16 protein-coding genes are annotated in these 20,372 nt (G+C 70.7%); all 16 read right to left on the bottom strand.

All coding sequences use genetic code 11. From position 1 onward, the window contains the following. Position 1 precedes the first annotated feature (1 nt). The 16 genes from dnaE to BJK06_RS15555 all read right to left on the bottom strand — a co-directional run bounded on the left by dnaE (position 2) and on the right by BJK06_RS15555 (position 20,370). Positions 2 to 3,484 (bottom strand): DNA polymerase III subunit alpha, encoded by a 3,483-nt coding sequence (dnaE, locus tag BJK06_RS15630; RefSeq protein WP_070419540.1) that lies wholly within the window; start codon positions 3,482 to 3,484, stop codon positions 2 to 4. A gap of 611 nt (positions 3,485 to 4,095) precedes the next feature. Continuing rightward, entirely contained in the window at positions 4,096 to 5,019 is a 924-nt protein-coding gene (locus BJK06_RS15625) for an RluA family pseudouridine synthase (RefSeq protein ID WP_070418659.1), read from the bottom strand. Next, positions 5,016 to 5,678 carry a signal peptidase II gene (gene lspA / locus BJK06_RS15620; protein ID WP_258027651.1) on the bottom strand — a complete coding sequence of 221 codons (663 nt, stop codon included), beginning with the start codon at positions 5,676 to 5,678 and terminating at the stop codon, positions 5,016 to 5,018. Before lspA ends, BJK06_RS15625 begins: the two co-directional genes overlap by 4 nt. A 2-nt stretch (positions 5,679 to 5,680) precedes the next feature. Beyond that, positions 5,681 to 6,364: a DivIVA domain-containing protein gene (locus BJK06_RS15615; protein WP_070418658.1), complete on the bottom strand. Its 684-nt coding sequence runs from the start codon at positions 6,362 to 6,364 to the stop codon at positions 5,681 to 5,683. Between the two features lie 178 nt (positions 6,365 to 6,542). Continuing rightward, positions 6,543 to 6,845: a YggT family protein gene (locus BJK06_RS15610; protein ID WP_083295315.1), complete on the bottom strand. Its 303-nt coding sequence runs from the start codon at positions 6,843 to 6,845 to the stop codon at positions 6,543 to 6,545. 71 nt (positions 6,846 to 6,916) lie between these two features. Then, positions 6,917 to 7,483 (bottom strand): cell division protein SepF, encoded by a 567-nt coding sequence (locus tag BJK06_RS15605; RefSeq protein ID WP_070418656.1) that lies wholly within the window; start codon positions 7,481 to 7,483, stop codon positions 6,917 to 6,919. A gap of 44 nt (positions 7,484 to 7,527) precedes the next feature. Then, positions 7,528 to 8,250, bottom strand: coding sequence for a YggS family pyridoxal phosphate-dependent enzyme (locus BJK06_RS15600; RefSeq protein WP_083295314.1), 723 nt, complete (start codon positions 8,248 to 8,250; stop codon positions 7,528 to 7,530). 6 nt (positions 8,251 to 8,256) lie between these two features. Next, entirely contained in the window at positions 8,257 to 9,426 is a 1,170-nt protein-coding gene (gene ftsZ / locus BJK06_RS15595) for a cell division protein FtsZ (RefSeq protein WP_070418655.1), read from the bottom strand. A gap of 150 nt (positions 9,427 to 9,576) precedes the next feature. After that, on the bottom strand, positions 9,577 to 10,824 hold the full coding sequence (locus BJK06_RS18345; RefSeq protein ID WP_083295313.1) for an FtsQ-type POTRA domain-containing protein: 1,248 nt from the start codon (positions 10,822 to 10,824) through the stop codon (positions 9,577 to 9,579). Next, positions 10,821 to 12,242, bottom strand: coding sequence for a UDP-N-acetylmuramate--L-alanine ligase (murC, locus tag BJK06_RS15585; protein ID WP_070418654.1), 1,422 nt, complete (start codon positions 12,240 to 12,242; stop codon positions 10,821 to 10,823). The genes BJK06_RS18345 and murC overlap by 4 nt, the downstream gene beginning before the upstream one ends. Next, the gene (gene murG / locus BJK06_RS15580) at positions 12,239 to 13,360 is read right to left on the bottom strand and encodes an undecaprenyldiphospho-muramoylpentapeptide beta-N-acetylglucosaminyltransferase (protein WP_070418653.1); all 1,122 of its coding nucleotides are present in this window, start codon (positions 13,358 to 13,360) and stop codon (positions 12,239 to 12,241) included. Before murG ends, murC begins: the two co-directional genes overlap by 4 nt. Next, positions 13,357 to 14,631 (bottom strand): putative lipid II flippase FtsW, encoded by a 1,275-nt coding sequence (gene ftsW, locus BJK06_RS15575; protein WP_070418652.1) that lies wholly within the window; start codon positions 14,629 to 14,631, stop codon positions 13,357 to 13,359. The genes murG and ftsW overlap by 4 nt, the downstream gene beginning before the upstream one ends. Further along, positions 14,600 to 16,126: a UDP-N-acetylmuramoyl-L-alanine--D-glutamate ligase gene (gene murD / locus BJK06_RS15570; protein ID WP_181015105.1), complete on the bottom strand. Its 1,527-nt coding sequence runs from the start codon at positions 16,124 to 16,126 to the stop codon at positions 14,600 to 14,602. Before murD ends, ftsW begins: the two co-directional genes overlap by 32 nt. A 4-nt stretch (positions 16,127 to 16,130) precedes the next feature. Continuing rightward, complete coding sequence (gene mraY / locus BJK06_RS15565) at positions 16,131 to 17,234, bottom strand: phospho-N-acetylmuramoyl-pentapeptide-transferase (protein WP_070418650.1); 1,104 nt, start codon at positions 17,232 to 17,234, stop codon at positions 16,131 to 16,133. Beyond that, on the bottom strand, positions 17,231 to 18,736 hold the full coding sequence (gene murF / locus BJK06_RS15560; RefSeq protein ID WP_070418649.1) for a UDP-N-acetylmuramoyl-tripeptide--D-alanyl-D-alanine ligase: 1,506 nt from the start codon (positions 18,734 to 18,736) through the stop codon (positions 17,231 to 17,233). The genes mraY and murF overlap by 4 nt, the downstream gene beginning before the upstream one ends. Continuing rightward, a complete protein-coding gene (locus BJK06_RS15555) occupies positions 18,733 to 20,370 on the bottom strand; it encodes a Mur ligase family protein (RefSeq protein WP_070419536.1) in 1,638 nt (545 codons plus the stop codon). Before BJK06_RS15555 ends, murF begins: the two co-directional genes overlap by 4 nt. Positions 20,371 to 20,372 lie beyond the last annotated feature (2 nt).

Below are 20,372 nucleotides of genomic sequence, written 5' to 3'. Positions count from 1 at the left end.
GTCAGACCAGGCAGCGCGGCCCGAGCAGGCTCTTCAGCTCGCCGAAGAGGTCGGGCGTCAGGTTCACCGGGAACGGCAGCTCGAACGTGCGCGCGACGTCGTCCTTGATGAGCTTCAACCGGACCTCGGTCTCGCCGCTGTGCCGACCGAGGACGGCGGCGAGTTCGGTCACCGTCGTCGTCGTCGCCTGCCGCTCGGGCAGGCTCAGCGTGAGCGGGCCGGACCCCATGGCGTCACCGACGTTCGGCTGGAACATGCTCACCGCGTGCAGGGCCTTGCCGTCGTCGCGCACGTTGACACGACCGCGCAGGACCACGATCGAGTCGGCGACGAGCGACGGCCCGAACTCCTGGTAGGTCTTGCCCAGGAACATGACGCCGATCTGGCCGCCGAAGTCCTCGATGTCGACGATGCCGTACGGGTTGCCGCTGGACTTCGCCACCCGGTGCTGCACGCTCGTCAGGAGCCCCGCGACGGTGACCGTCTCACCCTCGACCGAGTCGTCGGCCGCGATGAGGTCGGCGATGGTGATCGATTGGTGCTTCGCCAGCTCGATCTCGAGCCCGGCGAGCGGGTGGTCGGAGACGTACAAGCCGAGCATGTCCCGTTCGAACGCGAGCTTGTCGCGCTTGGACCACTCCGGACGGTCGGGCACCTGGGACACGACGGCTGCCGACGGCTGTTCCTCGGCGACCTCGGCGAAGAGCGAGTCGAAGTCGAACCCGACGTTGCCGTGGGCCTCGTCGCGCTTGACCTTCACCGCACCCTCGACGGCGCCCTCGTGGATCTCGACGAGTGCACGGCGGGAATCGCCGAACTCGTCGAACGCACCGGCCTTGATGAGCGACTCGACCGTGCGCTTGTTCGCCGACGAGATGGGGATCTTGCGGAGGAAGTCGTGGAAGGACTCGAACGCGCCCTTCTCGGTGCGGGCCTGGACGATGTCGTCGACGACGTTGAAGCCGACGTTGCGGATCGCGCCCATGCCGAAACGGATGTCCTCACCGACGGCGGCGAAGAAGCCGATCGACTCGTTGACGTCCGGCGGCATGACCTTGATGCCCATCCGGCGGCACTCGTTGAGGTACAGCGCGAGCTTGTCGCGGGCGTCGCCGACGCTCGTCAGCAGGGCAGCCATGTACTCGGCCGGGTAGTGCGCCTTGAGGTACGCGGTCCAGAAGGACACCACGCCGTACGCCGCCGAGTGCGCCTTGTTGAACGCGTAGTCAGAGAACGGCAGCAGGATGTCCCAGAGGGTCTTGATGGCAGCGGCCGAGTAGCCGTTGTCCTGCATGCCCTTCTCGAAGCCGGCGTACTGCTTGTCCAGCTCGGACTTCTTCTTCTTGCCCATCGCGCGGCGGAGGATGTCCGCTTGGCCGAGGGAGAACCCGGCCACCTTCTGCGCGATGGCCATGACCTGCTCCTGGTAGATGATCAGGCCGTAGGTCGTGCCGATGATGTCCTGCAGGGGCTCTTCGAGCTCCGGGTGGATCGGCGTGATCGGCTGCTCGCCGTTCTTGCGGAGCGCGTAGTTCGTGTGCGAGTTCGCACCCATGGGGCCCGGACGGTACAGGGCGATGAGCGCCGAGATGTCCTCGAAGTTGTCGGGCTTCATCAGGCGCAGCAGCCCACGCATCGGTCCGCCGTCGAGCTGGAACACACCGAGGGTGTCGCCACGCTGCAGGAGCGCGTACGCCTCGGGGTCCTCGAGCCCCATGTTCTCGAGGTCGAGCTCGATCCCACGGTTCGTCTTGATGTTGTCGAGGGCGTCACTGATGATCGTGAGGTTGCGGAGCCCCAGGAAGTCCATCTTGATCAGGCCGAGCGACTCCGCTGCCGGGTAGTCGAACTGCGTGACGATCTGGCCGTCCTGCTCGCGCTTCATCACGGGGATGATGTCGATCAGCGGGTCGCTCGACATGATGACGCCGGCGGCGTGCACGCCCCATTGGCGCTTCAGCCCCTCGAGCCCGAGCGCGGTGTCGAACACCGTCTTCGCCTCGGGATCGGTCTCGACGACCGTGCGGACGTCGACTGCTTCCTTGTAGCGCGGGTGGTCCTTGTCGAAGATCCCGGTGAGCGGGATGTCCTTGCCCATCACGGGCGGCGGCATCGCCTTGGTGAGCTTCTCGCCCATGCCGAACGGGAAGCCCAGGACGCGCGAGGAGTCCTTGAGCGCCTGCTTCGCCTTGATCGTGCCGTACGTGACGATCTGCGCGACACGCGCCGACCCGTACTTCTCGGTGACGTACTTGATCGCCTCACCGCGGCGCCGGTCGTCGAAGTCGACGTCGAAGTCGGGCATCGAGACGCGGTCCGGGTTGAGGAAGCGCTCGAAGATCAGGCCGTGCCGGATCGGGTCGAGGTCGGTGATGCGCATCGCGTACGCCACCATCGAGCCGGCACCGGAACCACGGCCGGGACCGACGCGGATGCCGTTGTTCTTCGACCAGTTGATGAAGTCGGCGACGACGAGGAAGTACCCCGGGAAGCCCATCTGGTTGATGATGCCGACCTCGTAGTCGGCGCGTTCCTGGACCTCGCGCGTGATGCCGTCGGGGTACCGGTACTCGAGGCCCTTCGCCACCTCTTTCTCGAACCACGAGTGCTCGGTCTCCCCCTCGGGCACGGGGAACTTCGGCATGTAGTTGGCCGCGGTGTCGAACTCGACGTTGCACCGCTCGGCGATGAGCAGCGTGTTGTCGCAAGCCTCGGGGTTGTCGCGGAAGAGGTGCCGCATCTGCTGCGGGGTCTTCAGGTAGAACTCGTCGGCGTCGAACTTGAAGCGGTTCGGGTCGTTCAGGGTCGAGCCGGACTGGACGCAGAGCAGCGCCGCGTGCGACTTGGCGTCGTGCGAGTGCGTGTAGTGCAGGTCGTTCGTGCCGACCAGCGGGATGTCGAGGTCCTTCGCCAGCCGGATCAGGTCGCTCATGATCCGACGTTCGATCTCGAGCCCGTGGTCCATGACCTCGGCGAAGTAGTTCTCCTTGCCGAAGATGTCGCGGTAGTCCGCCGCGGCCTTGACGGCTTCGTCGTACTGGCCGAGCCGCAGCCGGGTCTGGATCTCCCCCGAGGGGCAGCCCGTCGTGGCGATGATGCCCTCGTGGTACTCCTCGAGCAGCTCGATGTCCATGCGGGGCTTGAAGTAGTACCCCTCGATCGACGCCTTGCTCGAGAGCCGGAACAGGTTGTGCATGCCCGTCGTGTTCTCGGCGAACATCGTCATGTGCGTGTACGCGCCGGAGCCGGACACGTCGTCGCCGCCGCCGTCGCCCCAGCGCACACGGGTCTTGTCGGTCCGGTGGGTGCGCGGCGTGATGTACGCCTCGGTCCCGATGATCGGCTTGACGCCGCCGGCCTTGGCGGCCTTCCAGAACTCGAACGCGCCGAACATGTTGCCGTGGTCGGTCACGGCCACGGCGGGCATGCCCTGCGCAGCGGTCTCGGCTACGAGGTCGCCGAGCCTGGCGGCGCCGTCGAGCATCGAGTACTCACTGTGCACGTGCAGGTGGACGAAGGAGTCGGAATCCGACACGGAACCTCCGGTTCGCGGGAGCTGCTGCGGTCTGGCAACAGCCTAACCGCGACCGGGGACAAACCCGGGCGCGTCGAGACGGACGGGAGGCGCGGTGCGGGCCCGACCCGCGCCTCCCGTCCGTCAGGGGGTCGCGGCACGGCGGGGCGCGACGCCGAGGGCGCGCAACACGCCGCGCGCGTCCCGCCGAGAGCGCACGAAGTGCCGCTCCGCAGCGCCGACAGCGACCTATTTCGCGACCTCGGCGGGCGCGGCCGGGCGCGTCGAGGCGGATGGGAGGCGCGGCGCGGGGCCGACCCGCGCCTCCCGTCCGTCAGGGCGTCGCGCCGTCGCGGGCGCGCAACACGCCGCGCGCGTCCCGCCGAGAGCGCACGAAGTGCCGCTCCGCGGCGCCGAGAGCGGCACTTCGTGCGACCTCGGTCGGCCGAGCCCGCCGCCCACGCCCAGCGGGCGCGACACGCCGCGCGCGCGGCGCCGACCGGGCGGGACCGGCCGCCTGGGCGCGCCGAGCGGGACGGAACGTGCCCGCTCGCGGGCCCGGCGCGCGCCCGGCGCGCGGCCTACGCGGCGCGGATGCGGTCCAGCGCCCGCTGCAGGTCGTCGGGGTACTCCGCCGAGTACGACACCCACGACCCCGTGCGCGGGTGCTCGAACCCGAGCCGGACGGCGTCGAGCCACTGCCGCGTGAGCCCGAGCTCCTCGGCGAGCACCGGGTCGGCCCCGTACATCGTGTCACCCACGAGCGGGTGCCGGGTCGCCGCCATGTGCACCCGGATCTGGTGCGTCCGACCGGTCTCGAGGTGCACCTCGAGCAGGGTCGCGGAGCGGAACGCCTCGAGGGTCTCGTAGTGCGTCACGCTCGGCTTGCCGTCGGCCGTGACCGCGAACTTCCAGTCGCTCGAGGGGTGTCGACCGATGGGCGCGTCGATCGTGCCGGAAGTGGGGTCGGGGTGCCCCTGCGCGAGGGCGTGGTAGACCTTCTCGACCGTGCGCTCCTTGAACGCGCGCTTGAGGTGCGTGTACGCCAGCTCGGTCTTCGCCACGACCATCAGTCCCGAGGTGCCGACGTCGAGCCGGTGCACGATGCCCGCGCGTTCGGCGGCGCCGGAGGTCGCGATGGTGAAGCCCGCGGCGGCGAGGCCACCGGGGACCGTGGGGCCGTCCCAGCCGGGCGAGGGGTGTGCGGCGACGCCGATCGGCTTGTCCACCACGACGATGTCGTCGTCGTCGTGCACGACCGTCATGCCGGGGACCTCGACCGGGATGATCCGGGGGGCTTCCTTCGGCGTCCACTCGACCTGCAGCCAGGAGTCGGCGTGCAACCGGTCGGACTTGTCCACCGTGACCCCGTCGACGGTCACGCCGCCGGCCGAGACGACCTCGGCCGCGAAGGAACGACTGAACCCGAGGAGCTTCGCGATGGCGGCGTCGACACGCTCACCGGCGAGCCCGTCCGGGACCGGCAGGGAACGGCTCTCGGTCACGTCGCGTCGTGTCCGAGGGTGTCCCGCCCGTCACGCGGCGCGCGCGGGTCCTCGACCAGGGGCCGGGAGGCGCGGTGCTCGTCCGCCTCGGAGGCGTCCGACTGCGCGCGGACCGCGTCCACCGCGCGCTGCTGCTTCGCGGAGAGCGCGCGGGTGCCGTCGAGGTTCACCCCGAGGATCACCAGCAGGACGAAGACCACCATGCTGATGCAGATGAACGAGTCGGCGATGTTGTAGATCGCGGGCATCATCCACGGGGTCGAGATGAAGTCCACCACGTGGCCGCGACCGAAGCCGGGCTCACGGAAGAGCCGGTCGAGCAGGTTGCCGAGCGCCCCGCCGAGGAGCATGCCGAGCACGAGCGCCCACCACATCGAGCGGATCCGCCGGGCGAACACGATGATCGCGACCACGACGGCGGTCGAGACGATCGAGAACACCCACGTCATGTTCACCGCGAACGAGAACGCGGCACCGGGGTTCCGGACGTAGAGCAGCTGCAGGGCGTTCCCGAGGACCGGGACGACGGTGCCGTACGGCAGGTTGGCGACGACGAGCGCCTTCACGCCCTGGTCGAGCGCCACCACGACGGCAGCGGCGAAGGCCAGTGCCGCGATCGCGCGGACACTGACCTTCGCTCGTGATGCTGGTCGCGACAACGTCAGTTGCCGAAGCCCTGCGCCGATGCCGGCGCCGGGGTGAGCCCGGACTGCTCGGTGCCCGAGCCGTCCAGCTCGTTGAGCTGACCCTGGATGTAGCTCTTGAGCTGTGCACGGTAGTCGCGCTCGAACGTGCGGAGCTCGTCGATCTTGCCCTCGAGCTGGCGCTGCTCCTGCTCGAGCACCGCGACACGCTGACGGTTCGTGTTCTCGGTGTCGGCGATGATCTGGCGCTGCTTGGCCTCGGCCTCGGAGACGAGACGGGCGGCCTGCGCGGTGCCCTCGGCGATGAGCGCGTCGCGCTTCTCGACGCCTTCGCGGACGTGCTCCTCGTGGAGACGACGGGCGAGCGTCAGGAGGTTCGTGGTGCCCTCGGTGTCCTCGTCGGCCGGGACCGTGGTGGCCGGCGCGGCGGCGGCGACCGGAGCGGGCTCCGGCGCGGCTGCCACGGGGGCGGGCTCCGGCTCGGGCTCGGGGGTCGGAGCGGACTGCTCGGCCTCGGCCGGCTTCGGCGCGGACTCGGCCGTCTGCAGGCGCTGGCGGAGCTCGTCGTTCTCGGCCGTCAGGCGACGGAGCTCGACGACGACCTCGTCGAGGAAGTCGTCGACCTCGTCCTGGTCGTAGCCCTCGCGGAACTTCGTCGGCTGGAACCGCTTGTTGACTACGTCTTCCGGCGTCAAAGCCATTGCCGTCACCTCAATAGAACTGCTGAACGTGTGGAACCGTCTCGGTGCGACCGAATCTACCAGTCGCGCCGAACGGTGCGGATGCCACGCCGGGGCGAGCATCGGATCCCGACCACCGTACACCGATGGTGGCCGTGAACCGTGACCACGCACTGGGCGTGGCGCGTGTCGTGTCCTCTTAGTTGGCGAACACGGGGATGAGCAGGGCGATCACGAACCGGATGATGATCGCCAGGAGGAGCACGATCGTCCAGCCGAAGTCGAGCGCCACGGGGCCCATGCGCATCGGCGGGAGGACCCGGCGGACCGCCCGGATCGGCGGGTCCGTCACGGTGTACACCACGTCGGCGACGACGAGGAGTGCTCCGCGCGGCCGCCAGGACCGGTTGAACTGCTGGACGATGTCGAGGACGAACCGCCCCCACAGCACGAGGATGTACAGCAGGAGGAGGTAGTACAGGATCGTGAGGATCGCGGTCACGATGGGGCTCGCTCAGCTCGGGTGCGGACCGTCATGCGACGAGCCGCACGGGGCGGGTGGGCCTGAGGGACTCAGGACTGGGCGAAGAAGGACGCCTCGATGTCGGACTCTACCTCAGGCGCCTCACCGCTCACCGCGACGTGTGCCGGCGACAGCAGGAACACCTTGTTGGTGACGCGCTCGATCTTGCCGTAGAGGCCGAGCGACAGCCCGGAGGCGAAGTCGATCATGCGGCGGGCGTCGGCCTCGGTCATCTGCGAGAGGTTGATGATGACGGGGATGCCGTCGCGGAAGCTCTCGGCGATGGACTGGGCGTCCTTGTACTCGCGGGGGTGGACGGTGAGGATCTCGTTCATTTCCTGGACCGGTGCTGCCTTCTGTGCGGACGTGTGCGAGCGGCGGAGCGGGGTGACCTGGGCGCCGCGCTGGTGGGTGTGCGCCTTGGGCTCGGCGGCGACGGGCGCCACCGGTGCCGCGGCGGGCGCGGGGGTCTCGTCGGCGACCGGAGCGGGCGCGGGGGCAGGGGCCGGAGCGGACTGCTGCCGCGCGGGCTGCTGCTGCGGCTGCTCGTCCTCGTACTCGAGTTCCTCGTCGGCGAGGCCCAGGTAGACCATCGTCTTCTTCAGCGGGTTGGCCATGGTTCCTCCGGAGGTCGGTGCTCGTGGATGCCCTTGCAACGAGGCTAGGGCGCGACCGGCCGATTTCCCGTGATTGCGGTCCCGATCCGCAGGTGTGTCGCGCCCTCGAGCACGGCGTCGGCGTAGTCGCCGCTCATCCCGGCCGAGATGTCCGTCGCGGCGGGGGCGAGGGACACCACGCGCTCGGAGACCCCACGGAGCCGGGCGAAGGCCGCGCGCGGCTCCTCGTCGAGCGGCGCGACGGCCATCACCCCGCGGAGCCGGATCGTGCCGGTCGCGAGCACCCGCGACACCATGGCCTCGACGGCGTCGGGTCGGACGCCACCGCGGTCGGGGTCGTCGGTCAGGTTGACCTGCACGAAGCCGTCGATCACCGGCGGTTCGGGTTCGGCCTCGGTCGGCGCGAACGCGTCCACCACGGACTCGCGGTCGAGCGACTGCACGACGTGTGCGTACCGCCGGACCTGCCGGGCCTTCTTCGACTGCAGCTGTCCGACGAAGTGCCAGGTCAGCGGGAGGTCGGTGAGCTCGGCGGCCTTCGCCTGCGCCTCCTGGTGCCGGTTCTCCCCCACGTCGGTCACGCCGAGCGCGGCGAGGTCGCGGACGAGCGACGCCGGGTGGAACTTCGTGACGACGACGAGCGTGAGTTCGTCGGCCGAGCGCCCTGCGGCGCGCGCCGCGTCGGAGATGCCGCTCCTGACGGACGCGAGACGCGCCTCCAGTCCGTCGTCTGCTGACGGGGACGGGAGGCGCGGGTCGTCTGACAACGCTCGTTACTTCAGGAAGTCGGGGACGTCGAGCTCGTCGTCATCGTCGTCGAACGCCGGGTCGGCGGCACGCTGCGCGGGCGCCTCGTGCTCCTGCGACGCCCACGACGGGGCGGACGAGGACGAGTCCTCGATCGCGCCGGTCGCACCGGCGGACGCCACGGGGACGGTCGCGCCGGCCTCGGGGTCGACCCAGCTGGAGCGGCGCTCCTTCTGCTGCGAGGTGGGCTCGCCGCCGTCGAAGCCCGCGGCGATGACGGTCACGCGGACCTCGTCGCCGAGCGTGTCGTCGATGACGGCACCGAAGATGATGTTCGCCTCGGGGTGGACTGCCTCCTGCACCAGACGGGCCGCGTCGTTGATCTCGAAGATGCCGAGGTTCGAACCGCCCTGGATCGAGAGCAGCACGCCGTGCGCACCGTCGATCGAGGCCTCGAGCAGCGGGCTCGCGACGGCCAGTTCGGCCGCCTTGATCGCCCGGTCGGCACCCCGCGAGGAACCGATGCCCATGAGCGCGGAACCCGCACCCTGCATGACGGACTTCACGTCGGCGAAGTCGAGGTTGATCAGGCCGGGGGTGGTGATCAGGTCGGTGATGCCCTGGACACCGGCGAGGAGCACCTGGTCGGCCGTGGCGAACGCCTCGACCATCGAGATGCCGCGGTCGCTGATCTCGAGCAGGCGGTCGTTCGGCACGACGATGAGCGTGTCGACCTCGTCCTTGAGGCCGGCGACACCGTTCTCGGCCTGCGACTGACGACGCTTGCCCTCGAAGCTGAACGGCTTCGTGACGACGCCGATGGTGAGCGCGCCGATCGACTTCGCGATGCGGGCGACCACGGGCGCACCACCCGTGCCGGTCCCACCGCCCTCACCGGCGGTGACGAAGACCATGTCGGCACCGGCGAGGGCCTCTTCGATCTCCTCCGCGTGGTCCTCGGCGGCACGACGGCCGACCTCGGGGTCCGCTCCGGCGCCGAGGCCGCGGGTGATCTCGCGGCCCACGTCGAGCTTGACGTCGGCGTCGCTCAGGAGCAGCGCCTGCGCGTCGGTGTTGATCGCGATGAACTCCACCCCGCGGAGGCCGAGCTCGATCATCCGGTTGACGGCGTTCACGCCGCCGCCGCCGACGCCGACGACCTTGATGACGGCGAGGTAGTTGTGGTTCGTGGTCACGTCAGTCAGGCCTCCGGTCGAACCCTCAACCTCTACTTGAAGTTCAGGGGCATTGCTGGTAGATGTGGTGCTGGCTTCGACGCTACGGGTGCGCTCCGGGCACTGTCGCCCCGCCACGCCGCGTGTCGCGCGATTCCGCGACGACTTCCGCTACTTCTTCGCGCGGATGATGCCGTTGTCCGGAGCGCTGACGTCGTACTCGACGACGACGCCGGGGTTCCGCGCCGCGTGGTCCTTCACGAGGGCCGCGAGGAGGGCCGCCTTCGCGTCGGACTGCTCCGGGTTCCCCCAGACGACGCTCGAGCCGTCCTTGAGGGTGAGGGTCACGTCGTCGGCGGTCGAGCCCTTCACGCTCGTCACCTGCTGACGGACGGTCGACGGGAGCGCGAGCACGACCTCGGTCATCGTGCGGAACTCCGACGAGCCGAGCTTCGCGTTGCCGATGTCGGCGACGGGCATGTTCGCGGGCTGCTTCGGCGACGACTGCACGACGATGCCTGCAGGGTCGACCAGGTCGAAGGACTTCCCCGACCGCACCGCGACGACCGGGGTGCGCTCGGTCACGGTGACCACGAGGGTGTGCGGCGGGGCTTCCTCCGTCACGTAGCTCTCGATGAGCGGGAAGCCGGCGATGTCCTTCTTGATGGCGTCGAAGTCGAGCCGGGCCAGCGGGGTGCCGATCTGGTCGGAGAGCGCCTGGCGGAGCTGGGTCTCGTCGACGCGGTTCGTCCCCTTGACCTCGATGGTCTGGAGCGCCATCAACGGCGAGAACACCGCGACGAGGATCGAGATCCCGAAGACGAGGACGATGCTCGCTGCGGTGATCCAGGCGGCGCGGCGGTGCCGGCTGCGACGGGTGAAGCGGCGGACCTCGGCGCGCTCGAGGAGGCGACGACGGCGCTTGGCCACCCGGGCCTCCCGGGCGGTCTCGGCAGCGCGGACGCCGGCACCGATCGGGCGCTCGTGGCCGTCCTCGTCCGGGCCGTGCAGGTCGGTCAGGTGGGCGAGCCGCGCGGCGTCGCGGCGCTCGGTCTCCTGCCGCTCCCGGGCGAGGCGCTCGGCCTCGGGATCGTGGTGGTCCTCGTCGGGCGTGTACTCGCGCAGCCGGCCGGCGACGGACGACAGTCCGGCGCCGAGGCGACGGCCGGCGGCGCCGGCGAGGGCACCGGCGCGGTCGCGCGCCGACCCGTTCGACGTGTCGGCGGCGGTGGGGTCTGCCGTCTCGACGACCGGTTCCTCGGTGGCGGGCTCGAGCCGCGCCTCCTGGACTTCCGGCTCGGGCTCGCGGGACGGACGCCGCGGGATCAGCGGGGCACGACGCTGCCGGGGCGCGCCCGCGCCGTCGGCAGGTGCGTCCGGACGGGCCGGCCGCTCGTCGAACCCCTCGGGACGCTTCACCGGGACAGCGCCCCGTCGTCGTGGAGGGCGCTGAGCACCTGCGGGATGATGCGGTACACGTCGCCGCAGCTCAGGGTCATGATGATGTCGCCGTCGCGCGCGACCGCGGCCGCGCGCGCCGAGGCCTCGTCCCAGTCGGGCAGGAACTCGACGCGGGACTGGTCGGCGAAGCGCTCCTGCACGAGGGCGCCGGTGACGCCGGGCTCCGGGTCCTCGCGGGCGCCGTAGACGTCGAGGACGACGGTGTGGTCGGCGAGCTCCTCGTAGACCTTGGCGAAGTCACCGGCCATCAGGCGCGTCCGCGAGTACAGATGCGGCTGGTGGATCGCGATGATCCGGCCGTCGCCCACGACGTTCCGCGCGGCCTTGAGCGCCGCCGCCACCTCGGTCGGGTGGTGCGCGTAGTCGTCGTAGACCGAGACGCCGCGCTCGACGCCGTGCAGCTCGAAGCGTCGCTGGGTCCCGCCGAAGGCCTCGATGCCACGGATCGCGTCCTCGGCGGCGACGCCGAGTCCGGTCAGGACGGCGAAGGCGCCGACGGCGTTGATCGCGTTGTGGCGGCCGGGGACCCGGAGCGTCAGGTGGTGCGCCTCGCCCGCGGCGCGGAAGTCGACCTCGACCCCGGCGGACTCGGTGATCCCCTCGATCCGGACGTCGGCGTCGACGGCCTCGCCGAAGGTGACGATCTCGGGCGCGTCCTCGCGGGCGCGGATCCCGGCCGTGACCGCCTTCGCGCCGGCGTCGTCGCTCGAGATCACGACGCGCTCGCTCGCCTTCGCGGCGAACTCGACGAAGGCCTCGGTGAAGGCCTCCTCGCTGCCGTAGTGGTCGAGGTGGTCGGCGTCGACGTTCGTGATGAGGGCGACCGCGACGTCGTAGAGCAGGAAGGAGCCGTCGGACTCGTCGGCCTCGACGACGAACAGGTCGCTCGAGCCGGGCGCCGAGCTCGTGCCGAGGGACTGGATGACCCCACCGTTCACGAAGCTCGGGTCCAGCCCGAGCTCGACGAGCGCGGTGACGATCATGCCGGTCGAGGTGGTCTTGCCGTGCGCGCCGGCGACCGCGACGAGGCGGTGCTCGGCGATGAGGGCGGCGAGGGCCTGCGACCGGTGCAGGACCGGCAGGCCACGGCGCTGGGCCTCGAGGAGCTCCGGGTTGTCCGGCCAGAGCGCGCTCGTGACGACGATGGTGTCCGCGTCGCCGACGTTCGCGGCGTCGTGGCCGATGTGCACCTCGGCACCGAGGTCACGCATGGTGCCGGTGGTGGCGGTCTCGCGCGAGTCGCTGCCGGTCACGCGGTGGCCGGCGGCGAGGAAGAGTCGGGCGATGCCGCTCATGCCGGAGCCGCCGATGCCGACGAAGTGGACTGTGCCGAGTTCGTCGGGGATCGGCTGCGTCAGGTCCGGCTTGATGGTCATCGTTCCTCCGTGGTGCTGTCGTGCGCGTCGCGCGTCGCATCGGTCGCGCGCTTCGCGGCGTCGAGGACGAGGTCCGTCATGCGGTCGGCGCCGTCGCGGTGTCCGACGCTGCCGGCACGGACGGTCATGTCGGCGATGCGGGCCCGGTCCTGCAGGGTGTTCAGCAGCTGGAACGTCACCCAGTCCTCGTCGAATTCCGCGTCGGCCACGAGGACCGCTCCCCCGGCGTCGACGACGTCCTTCGCGTTGTGCCGCTGCTCGCCGTTGCCGACAGGGTACGGCACGAGGACGCTCGGCAGCCCGACGGCGGTCAGCTCGCAGACCATGCCGGCGCCGGCGCGCGAGACCACGAAGTCGCTCGCGGCGTACGCCAGGTCCATCCGGTCGCAGTACGGCAGCACGTGGTACCCGTCGAGGTCGCTCGGGCCGATGTCGGACTTCCCGCCGACGACGTGCAGGACCTGCCAGCCGGCACCGACGATCGTCGCGGCGCTCCGGTTCACGGTGCGGTTGATGCTCCGCGCGCCGGAGGACCCGCCCGTGACGAGCAGGACCGGTCGCGCGGGGTCGAGCCCGAACTCGGCGAGGCCCTCTGCGCGGCTCGCACGACGGTCGAGCGACTCGATCTCGCGCCGGAGCGGCATGCCGACGACCCGGCCGTGGCGGAGCCGCGTGTTCGAGAAGGTCACGCCCACGTGGTCGGTGAGGAACGCTGCCAGGCGGTTCGCCAGGCCGGGCTTGGCGTTCTGCTCGTGCACGACGATCGGGGTGCCGGTATGGCGTGCGGCGATGTACGCCGGTGCGGCCGCGTAGCCCCCGACACCGAGGACGACGTCGACCTCGCGCTCGCGGATGATCTGCTCGATCCGACGGACGGCGCCGAGGAACCCGCCGGGGAAGCGGAGGGCAGCGGCGTTCGGCTTGCGCGGGAACGGCAGGCGCGGGATCGTCAGCAGCTCGTAGCCGCGCATCGGGACGAGCCGGGACTCGAGGCCCTCTGCGGTGCCGAGGACGAGGACCTCGGCGTCGGGCTCGCGCTCGGTCAGCCGGTCGGCGACCGCGAGCAGCGGGTTCACGTGGCCGGCGGTGCCGCCGCCCGCGAAGAGGTAGGTGTTCACCGGAGGGTTCCGTTCGTGGTGGTGCGGCCGACGCTGTTCCTGCCCGGGAGGTCGCTCTTGCCCGGGAGGTCGCGGGCGAAGGACAGGACGACGCCGATGGCGACGAGGGTCATGATCAGCGCGGAGCCACCGGCCGAGATGAGTGGGAGAGGGACGCCGAGGACCGGCAGCAGGCCGAGGACCACGGCGATGTTGACGAGCGCCTGGCCGATGATCCACGCGAGCACGCCACCGGTGACGGTCTTCACGAAGGGGTCGTTCGACTGCCGGATGATCTTGATCATGCCGACCGCGAGGACCACGAACAGGGCGAGCACGACGACGGCGCCGACGAGCCCGAGCTCCTCGCCGATGATCGCGAAGATGTAGTCGTTGTCAGCCTCGGGGAGCCACGACCACTTCGCCTTGGAGTTGCCGAGACCCACCCCGAAGACGCCGCCGGAGGCCAGCGCCCACATGCCGTGGGTCGGCTGCCAGCAGAGGTCCTGGTACTGGCTCGTGTCGGTGCAGCCGGAGAGCCAGGCGCTGATGCGGTGCGACCGGGAGCTCGACGCCATCGTGACGAACGGCAGCAGCACGGCGAGGCCGAGCACCCCGACGAGCAGGTGCTTCGCCCGGGCGCCGCCGACGTAGAGCGCGCCGAACACCAGGATGAGCATGATCATCGCGGTGCCCTGGTCGCCGCCGACGAGGACGAGGCCGATCGACCCGAGCGACGCGATGCCGATCGGGATGAAGACCTCTTTCCAGTCGTCGAGCTTCTCCCGCTTGACGTACATGATCGCGCCGATGCCCAGCACGAGCGCGAGCTTGAGGATCTCGGACGGCTGCGCGGTGAACGAGCCGAGGCGGATCCAGTTCCGGTTGCCCTGGATCGAGTAGCCGAGCGGGGTCAGGACGACGAGCGCCTGCACGACGAGGCCGACGCCGACGATCCACATCGCCCACTTCCGCCAGAACCGTGCGGGCAGGCGGGAGGCGATGAGCATGAGCGGGACGCCGAGCACGGCGTAGAGGCCCTGGCGGGAGGCCGCGCCGAAGAAGTCGTGCGTCGCGGCGTACTGCTCCACGCTCGACGAGGACAGCACCATGACGACGCCGAAGACGACGAGGAAGAGCGTGACGCCCAGGATCGTGTAGAAGGTGCTCGACTCGGCGACGAAGACGTTCTTGACGGCGACGACCGCCCCGTTGTGGCGGCGTGCGGGTGCGTGCGGTCGGCCGGGGGCCGCTCCGCCGCTACGGCCGCTCGGGAGATCCGTCGTCGCCATCGGCGTTTCCTCCCAGGTGCTCGTGGACCGCCGCCGCGAATCGACGCCCCCGGTCCGCGTAGGAGCCGAACTGGTCGAACGACGCCGCAGCCGGGGCGAGGAGGACCGTGTCGCCCGGCCTCGCGACCGATGCGGCATGCCGGACCGCCTCGGGCATGACCTGATCAGTGTCCGCTGCCTCGACCTGCAGCACCGGCACCCCGGGCGCGTGTCGCGCGAATGCCTCGAGTACAGGGCCACGATCGGTCCCGATCACGACGACGCCGCGGACGTCCGGCCCGAAGCGCTCGACGAGTCCGTCGATGTCGACGCCCTTGAACAGGCCCCCGACGATCCAGACCACCTTGTCGAACGCCGCGAGCGACGCCGTGGCCGCGTGCGGGTTCGTCGCCTTCGAGTCGTCCACCCAGCTGACGCCCTCGGCGGAGGCCACCAGCTCGGTGCGGTGGTGGTCGGCGCGGAAGCCCTGCACGGCGGTGCGGATCGCGCTCGGCTGCACGGAGGCCGCACGGGCGAGTGCGGCCGCGGCGAGGACGTTCATCGTCATGTGCGGGCTGGCGAGCCCGGCGGCCTCGAGGTCGGCGACGGTCGCGAGCTCGAGCGCGCTGTTCCGTCGGTCGTCGGTGAAGGCCCGGTCGCAGAGGACGTCCTCGACCATCCCGACGTCGCCGGGCGCGGGGATCCCCGGGCCGAAGCCCACGGCACGGCACCCCTCGACGACGTCGGCGTCCTCGACCATGTGCCGGGTGACGTCGTCCGTGGTGTTGTACACGCAGGCGAGGACCGTGCGCTCGTAGACCTTGGCCTTCGCGGCCCGGTAGGCCTCGGCGGAGCCGTGCCACTCGAGGTGGTCGTCGGCGATGTTCAGGCAGGCGCTGGCGAGGGGCACCACGGCACCGTCGCCGGTCGTCGGCATGTAGTGCAGCTGGTGGCTGGAGAGCTCGACGACGAGGACATCGTAGCCGTCCGGGTCGCGCACGACGTCGAGGACGGGCACGCCGATGTTGCCGCACGCCACCGCGCGGAGCCCGCCGGCCTCGAACATCGCGGTCGCGAGCTGCGTCGTGGTGGTCTTCCCGTTCGTGCCCGTGATGGTCACCCAGGGCGCAGCGATGGGGCCGCGCACGACCTTGTCGCGGACACGCCAGGCGAGCTCGATGTCCCCCCACACGACGCTGTTCGCCACGGCCCACTGCACGGTCGCGTTGTGCGGCGGCAGGCCCGGCGACACGATCACGACGTCCGGCGCCTGGGTCTCGAGGGCGGCGGGCACCGAGTCGAGGGGCACCTGCACGAAGTGCGCACCGATCACGTCGAGCAGCTCCACGCTGTCCGACGGGGCGTCGGTCGAGTAGACCGTCACCGCGCTGCCGAGCTCGACCAGGGTGTCGGCGACCGAGAACCCGGTGGCCCCGAGGCCGAGCACGGCGACGTTCAGCCCCTTCCAGCCCTCGGCGTACCAGCTGTCCAGGGACTCCAGGCGGGACGAGGACACGGCGTCAACCAACTCGTGCGATCCATTCGAGGTAGAAGAGTCCGACACCCGCGGCGACGCAGAGTCCCGCGATGATCCAGAACCGGACGACGACGGTCACCTCGGCCCACCCCTTCAACTCGAAGTGGTGGTGCAGCGGACTCATCCGGAAGATGCGCTTGCCGTGCGTGATCTTGAAGTACGCCCGCTGCAGGATGACCGAACCGGTGACGATGAAGAACAGGCCACCGATGAGGATGAGCAGGAGCTCCGTGCGGCTGAGGATCGCGAGGCCGGCCAGTGCGCCGCCGAGCCCGAGCGAACCGGTGTCGCCGAGGAAGATCTGCGCCGGCGACGTGTTGTACCAGAGGAAGCCGATCAGGCCACCGCAGACCGCCGCCGCCACCACCGCGAGGTCCAGCGGGTTGGTCACGGTGTAGCAGGCGTGCTCGGTGTTCGCGTCGAGCCGGGCACCGCCGCAGATCTGGTTCGACTGCCAGAAGCCGATGATCACGTACGAGCCGATGGCCAGGATGCTCGAGCCGGTCGCGAGACCGTCGAGCCCGTCCGCCACGTTCACGCCGTTCGACGTCGAGACCGTCAGCAGGACGATCCACGCCAGGAACAGCACGGTGCCGATCACGGTGCCGAGCGCCATGAAGTCGAGCCACGGGATGTCCCGGATGGCCGAAACCATCGTCGACGCCGGCGGCTTGCCGTTGCCGGACGGGACGACGAGCGCCACGGTCGCGAAGATGACGCCGACGATGACCTGCCCGAGGACCTTCGCCCAGCCGCCGAGCCCGAGACTGCGCTGACGACGGACCTTGAGGAAGTCGTCGATGAACCCGACGAACCCGAGGCCGACCATGAGGAACAGGACGAGCAGGCCGGACAGCGTGACCGAGTCTCGGCCGACCAGGTGTCCGACGAAGTAGCCGAGCACCGCGCCGATGATGAGGACGATGCCGCCCATCGTCGCCGTGCCGCGCTTCGTGTGGTGCGACTGCGGGCCGTCGTCGCGGATGAACTGTCCCCAGCCGAGGCGGTGGAACAGCTTGATGAACAGCGGCGTGAGCAGCAGTGTGAACACCAGCGACACGGCGCCGGCGATCAGGAGGGCGATCATTCGGTGACACCTCCGAGGCGGTCGCCGAGGAATCGCAGTTCGGCGGACTTCGAGGACTTGACGAGGACGACGTCGCCGGGGCGGAGCATGTCCTGCAGTGAGTGGACGGCGTCGTCGACGTCCTCGATGAACACGGACTCGCCGTCCCACGATCCCTCGAGGGTGGCGGCCTGGTGGATGGGCATCGCGCCGCGGCCGACGACCACGAGCTGTCCGATGCCGAGACGGACGACGAGCCGACCGATGCGGTCGTGCTCCTCCGTCGAGAACTCGCCGAGCTCGGCCATCTCGCCGAGCACGGCGACGGTCCGCTCCCCCGGGCGCACGATCTGCGCCAGGGTCCGCAGCGCCGCTGCGGTCGAGTCGGGCGACGCGTTGTAGGCGTCGTTGATCACGGTGACGCCGTCGGGGCCGCCGGGGAGGAGCTCCATGCGCCAGCGCTCGGCGCGCGTCATCGACGCGAGCGCGGCGGCGCCGGCGGCGAGCGGGACGCCCCACAGGTGGGCGACCGTGAGCGCGGCGGACGCGTTCATGGCGTGGTGCTCACCCAGGATCGCGAGCTGCACGTCGACGCGATCCGTGCCTCCTGGCCGTCCGTCCGCAGACGGGTCGCCTTCCTGGCGGACGGGAGGCGCGGTGAGCGTGAAACGGGTGCCGTTGCGGTCCGTCTCGATGCCGGTGATGCGGTAGTCGGCGTCGTCGGACGTGCCGAAGCCGACGACGTGGGCGGCCGTCAGGTCGCGCATCGACGCGACACGGTCGTCGTCGACGTTGAGGAGCGCGGTCGCGCTCCCGGGCAGGTCGGTGACCATCTCGGACTTGGCGCGCTGGGTCGCCTCGATCCCGCCGAACTCGCCGGCGTGCGCGAGGCCGACCTTGAGGACGACGCCGACGTCCGGCTCGGCGATCGCGACGAGCTTGGCGATGTGGCCGATGCCGCTCGCGCCCATCTCGACGACCAGGTACCGGGTGTCCTCGGTGATGCGGAGCATCGAGATCGGCGCACCGACGTGGTTGTTGAACGACCCCTGGGGCGCGACGGTCTCGCCGTGCTGCTCGAGGATCGTGCGGAGCATGTTCTTCGTGCTCGTCTTGCCGTTCGAGCCGGTGATCCCGACGACCTTGAGCGGCGCCGGGCGTCCGTCGGCGTCGACGCGGTCGGCGGTCGCCATCCGGACGCGCGTGACGACCTCGTGCGCGAGCGCGGCGAGGGCGTCGTAGCCGTCCGCCACGACGATCTGCGGTGCCGTGGTCTCGACGCGCTCGGGCGTGATGACGAGCGCGGCGCCGGCCTCGGTCGCCGCGGGGACGAAGCGTCGCCCGTCGGTGACCTCGCCCGGGAGCGCGAAGAACACGCTGCCCGGCGTCACGAGGCGGGAGTCGGTCTCGACGGTGCCGTCGACGACCAGGTCGCCCTGGTCGGCGACGTCGGTCGCCTGGGCACCCGGGATCAGCTCGCCGTCGACCGCTGTCGCGATCTCGGCGAGGGTCATGGCGATCATCGGAGTTCCTCGGTGGGGCCGGAGTTCGGTTCCCAACCGGCCTCGCGGAGGGCCTGGCGGGCTTCGTCGCGTGCCGAGTACGGCGTGCGGACGCCCTGGATGTCGCGGTAGTCCTGGTGGCCGGGGCCGGCCCAGAGGATCGAGTCCCCCTCGCCGACGAGGCCCACCGCGGTGCGGATCGCGGCCTCGGGCGGGCTGACCTCGTGGAGCTCGTGCTCGGGGAAAGCCTCGCGCGCGGCGTCGACGAGGGTCTTCCGGATCGACGCGGCGTCCTCGAAGCGCGGGTGGTGGTCGGTGACGACGAGGATGTCGCTCCCCGCCGCGGCCACGCGGGCCATGTCGCCGCGCTTGGTCTTGTCGCGGTCGCCGTCGGCGCCGAAGAGCATGAGGACCTTGCCGGGGGTGAACTGCCGGACGGCCGCGAGGGTGTTCTCGAAGGCGTCGGCGCTGTGGCCGAAGTCGACGTAGACGCTCGGGCCCCGGTCGCCCGAGACGCGCTCGGTCCGACCGGGCAGGTAGCACTCGATGGCGCTCGTCCGCTCGCCGCGCTGCTCGCGCTCGTCCTCGTCCGGGTAGCGGCGGTGGTTCGTCTCGAGCGCGTGCGCGATGGCGCCGAGCTCGAACCCGCCCTCGACCAGCATCACGATCGCCAGCGCGGCGTTCGCGGCCATGTGCCAGCCGATCAGCGGCACACGGGTGGTGAGCGCACGGCCCTCGGGACCGGTCAGGCGGAACTCCGTGTAGGCGGCGTGCGCCTCGACGATGTCGACGTGCCACTCGGCCTCGACGCCGGGGTGGACCGTGATGGTCGTGACCGGGATCCGGGAGTCCTGCACCACGCGGTGGCCCCAGTCCGTGTCCAGCGAGACGACACCGCGACGGGCGTGTTCGGGCTGGAACAGCGGGAGCTTCGCCTGGTAGTACTCCTCCATGTCGGCGTAGTCGTCGAGGTGGTCGTGCGACAGGTTCGTGAACGCCGCGACGTCGAAGACGATGCCGTCGACGCGGTGGCGGCTGAGGGCCTGGGCGCTCACCTCGACGGCGACCGCGCGGACCTCGCTCTCGCGCATCCGGGCGAGCAGGGCGTGCATCTCGCTCGCCTCGGGCGTGGTGAGGCGGCTCGTGACGCTGAGCGCGCCGATGTGCCGCTCGGCGGTGGAGCTGAGGCCCGTGACGAGGCCGAGCTGCTTGAGGATCCCCTCGAGGATGTAGGACGTGCTCGTCTTGCCGTTCGTGCCGGTGACGGCGAACAGCTGCGGCAGGTCGGTGGCCTCGTCCGGGTGGGTGCGGTACACCCACGCCGACACGTCGCCGAGGGCCGCACGGGGGTCGTCGACGACGAGCACCGGCAGACCGGCCGCCTGGGCGTGCTCCACGCCGGCGTCGTCGGTCAGCACCGCGACCGCGCCGCGCTCGGCGGCCTCGGCGGAGAACTCCGCGCCGTGCCGGTTCGCACCGTGCACGCCGACGAAGAGGTCACCCGGCTGCACCTCGGCGGCGCTGAGGGTGACGCCGGTCGTCTCGACGGCGTCGACCGAGCCGACGACTCGCAGGCCGAACGCGTTCGCGAGTTCGGCCACGGCCCTCGGGGTCGGGTGTTCGGGTCGGAGGACCGGGGGGATCCGTGCGGACAAGT

The sequence above is a fragment of the Curtobacterium sp. BH-2-1-1 genome (assembly GCF_001806325.1).
Classification (GTDB): domain Bacteria; phylum Actinomycetota; class Actinomycetes; order Actinomycetales; family Microbacteriaceae; genus Curtobacterium.
Note: the sequence above shows the minus strand (reverse complement) of the source record. Positions and strands in the feature narration are given on the sequence as shown.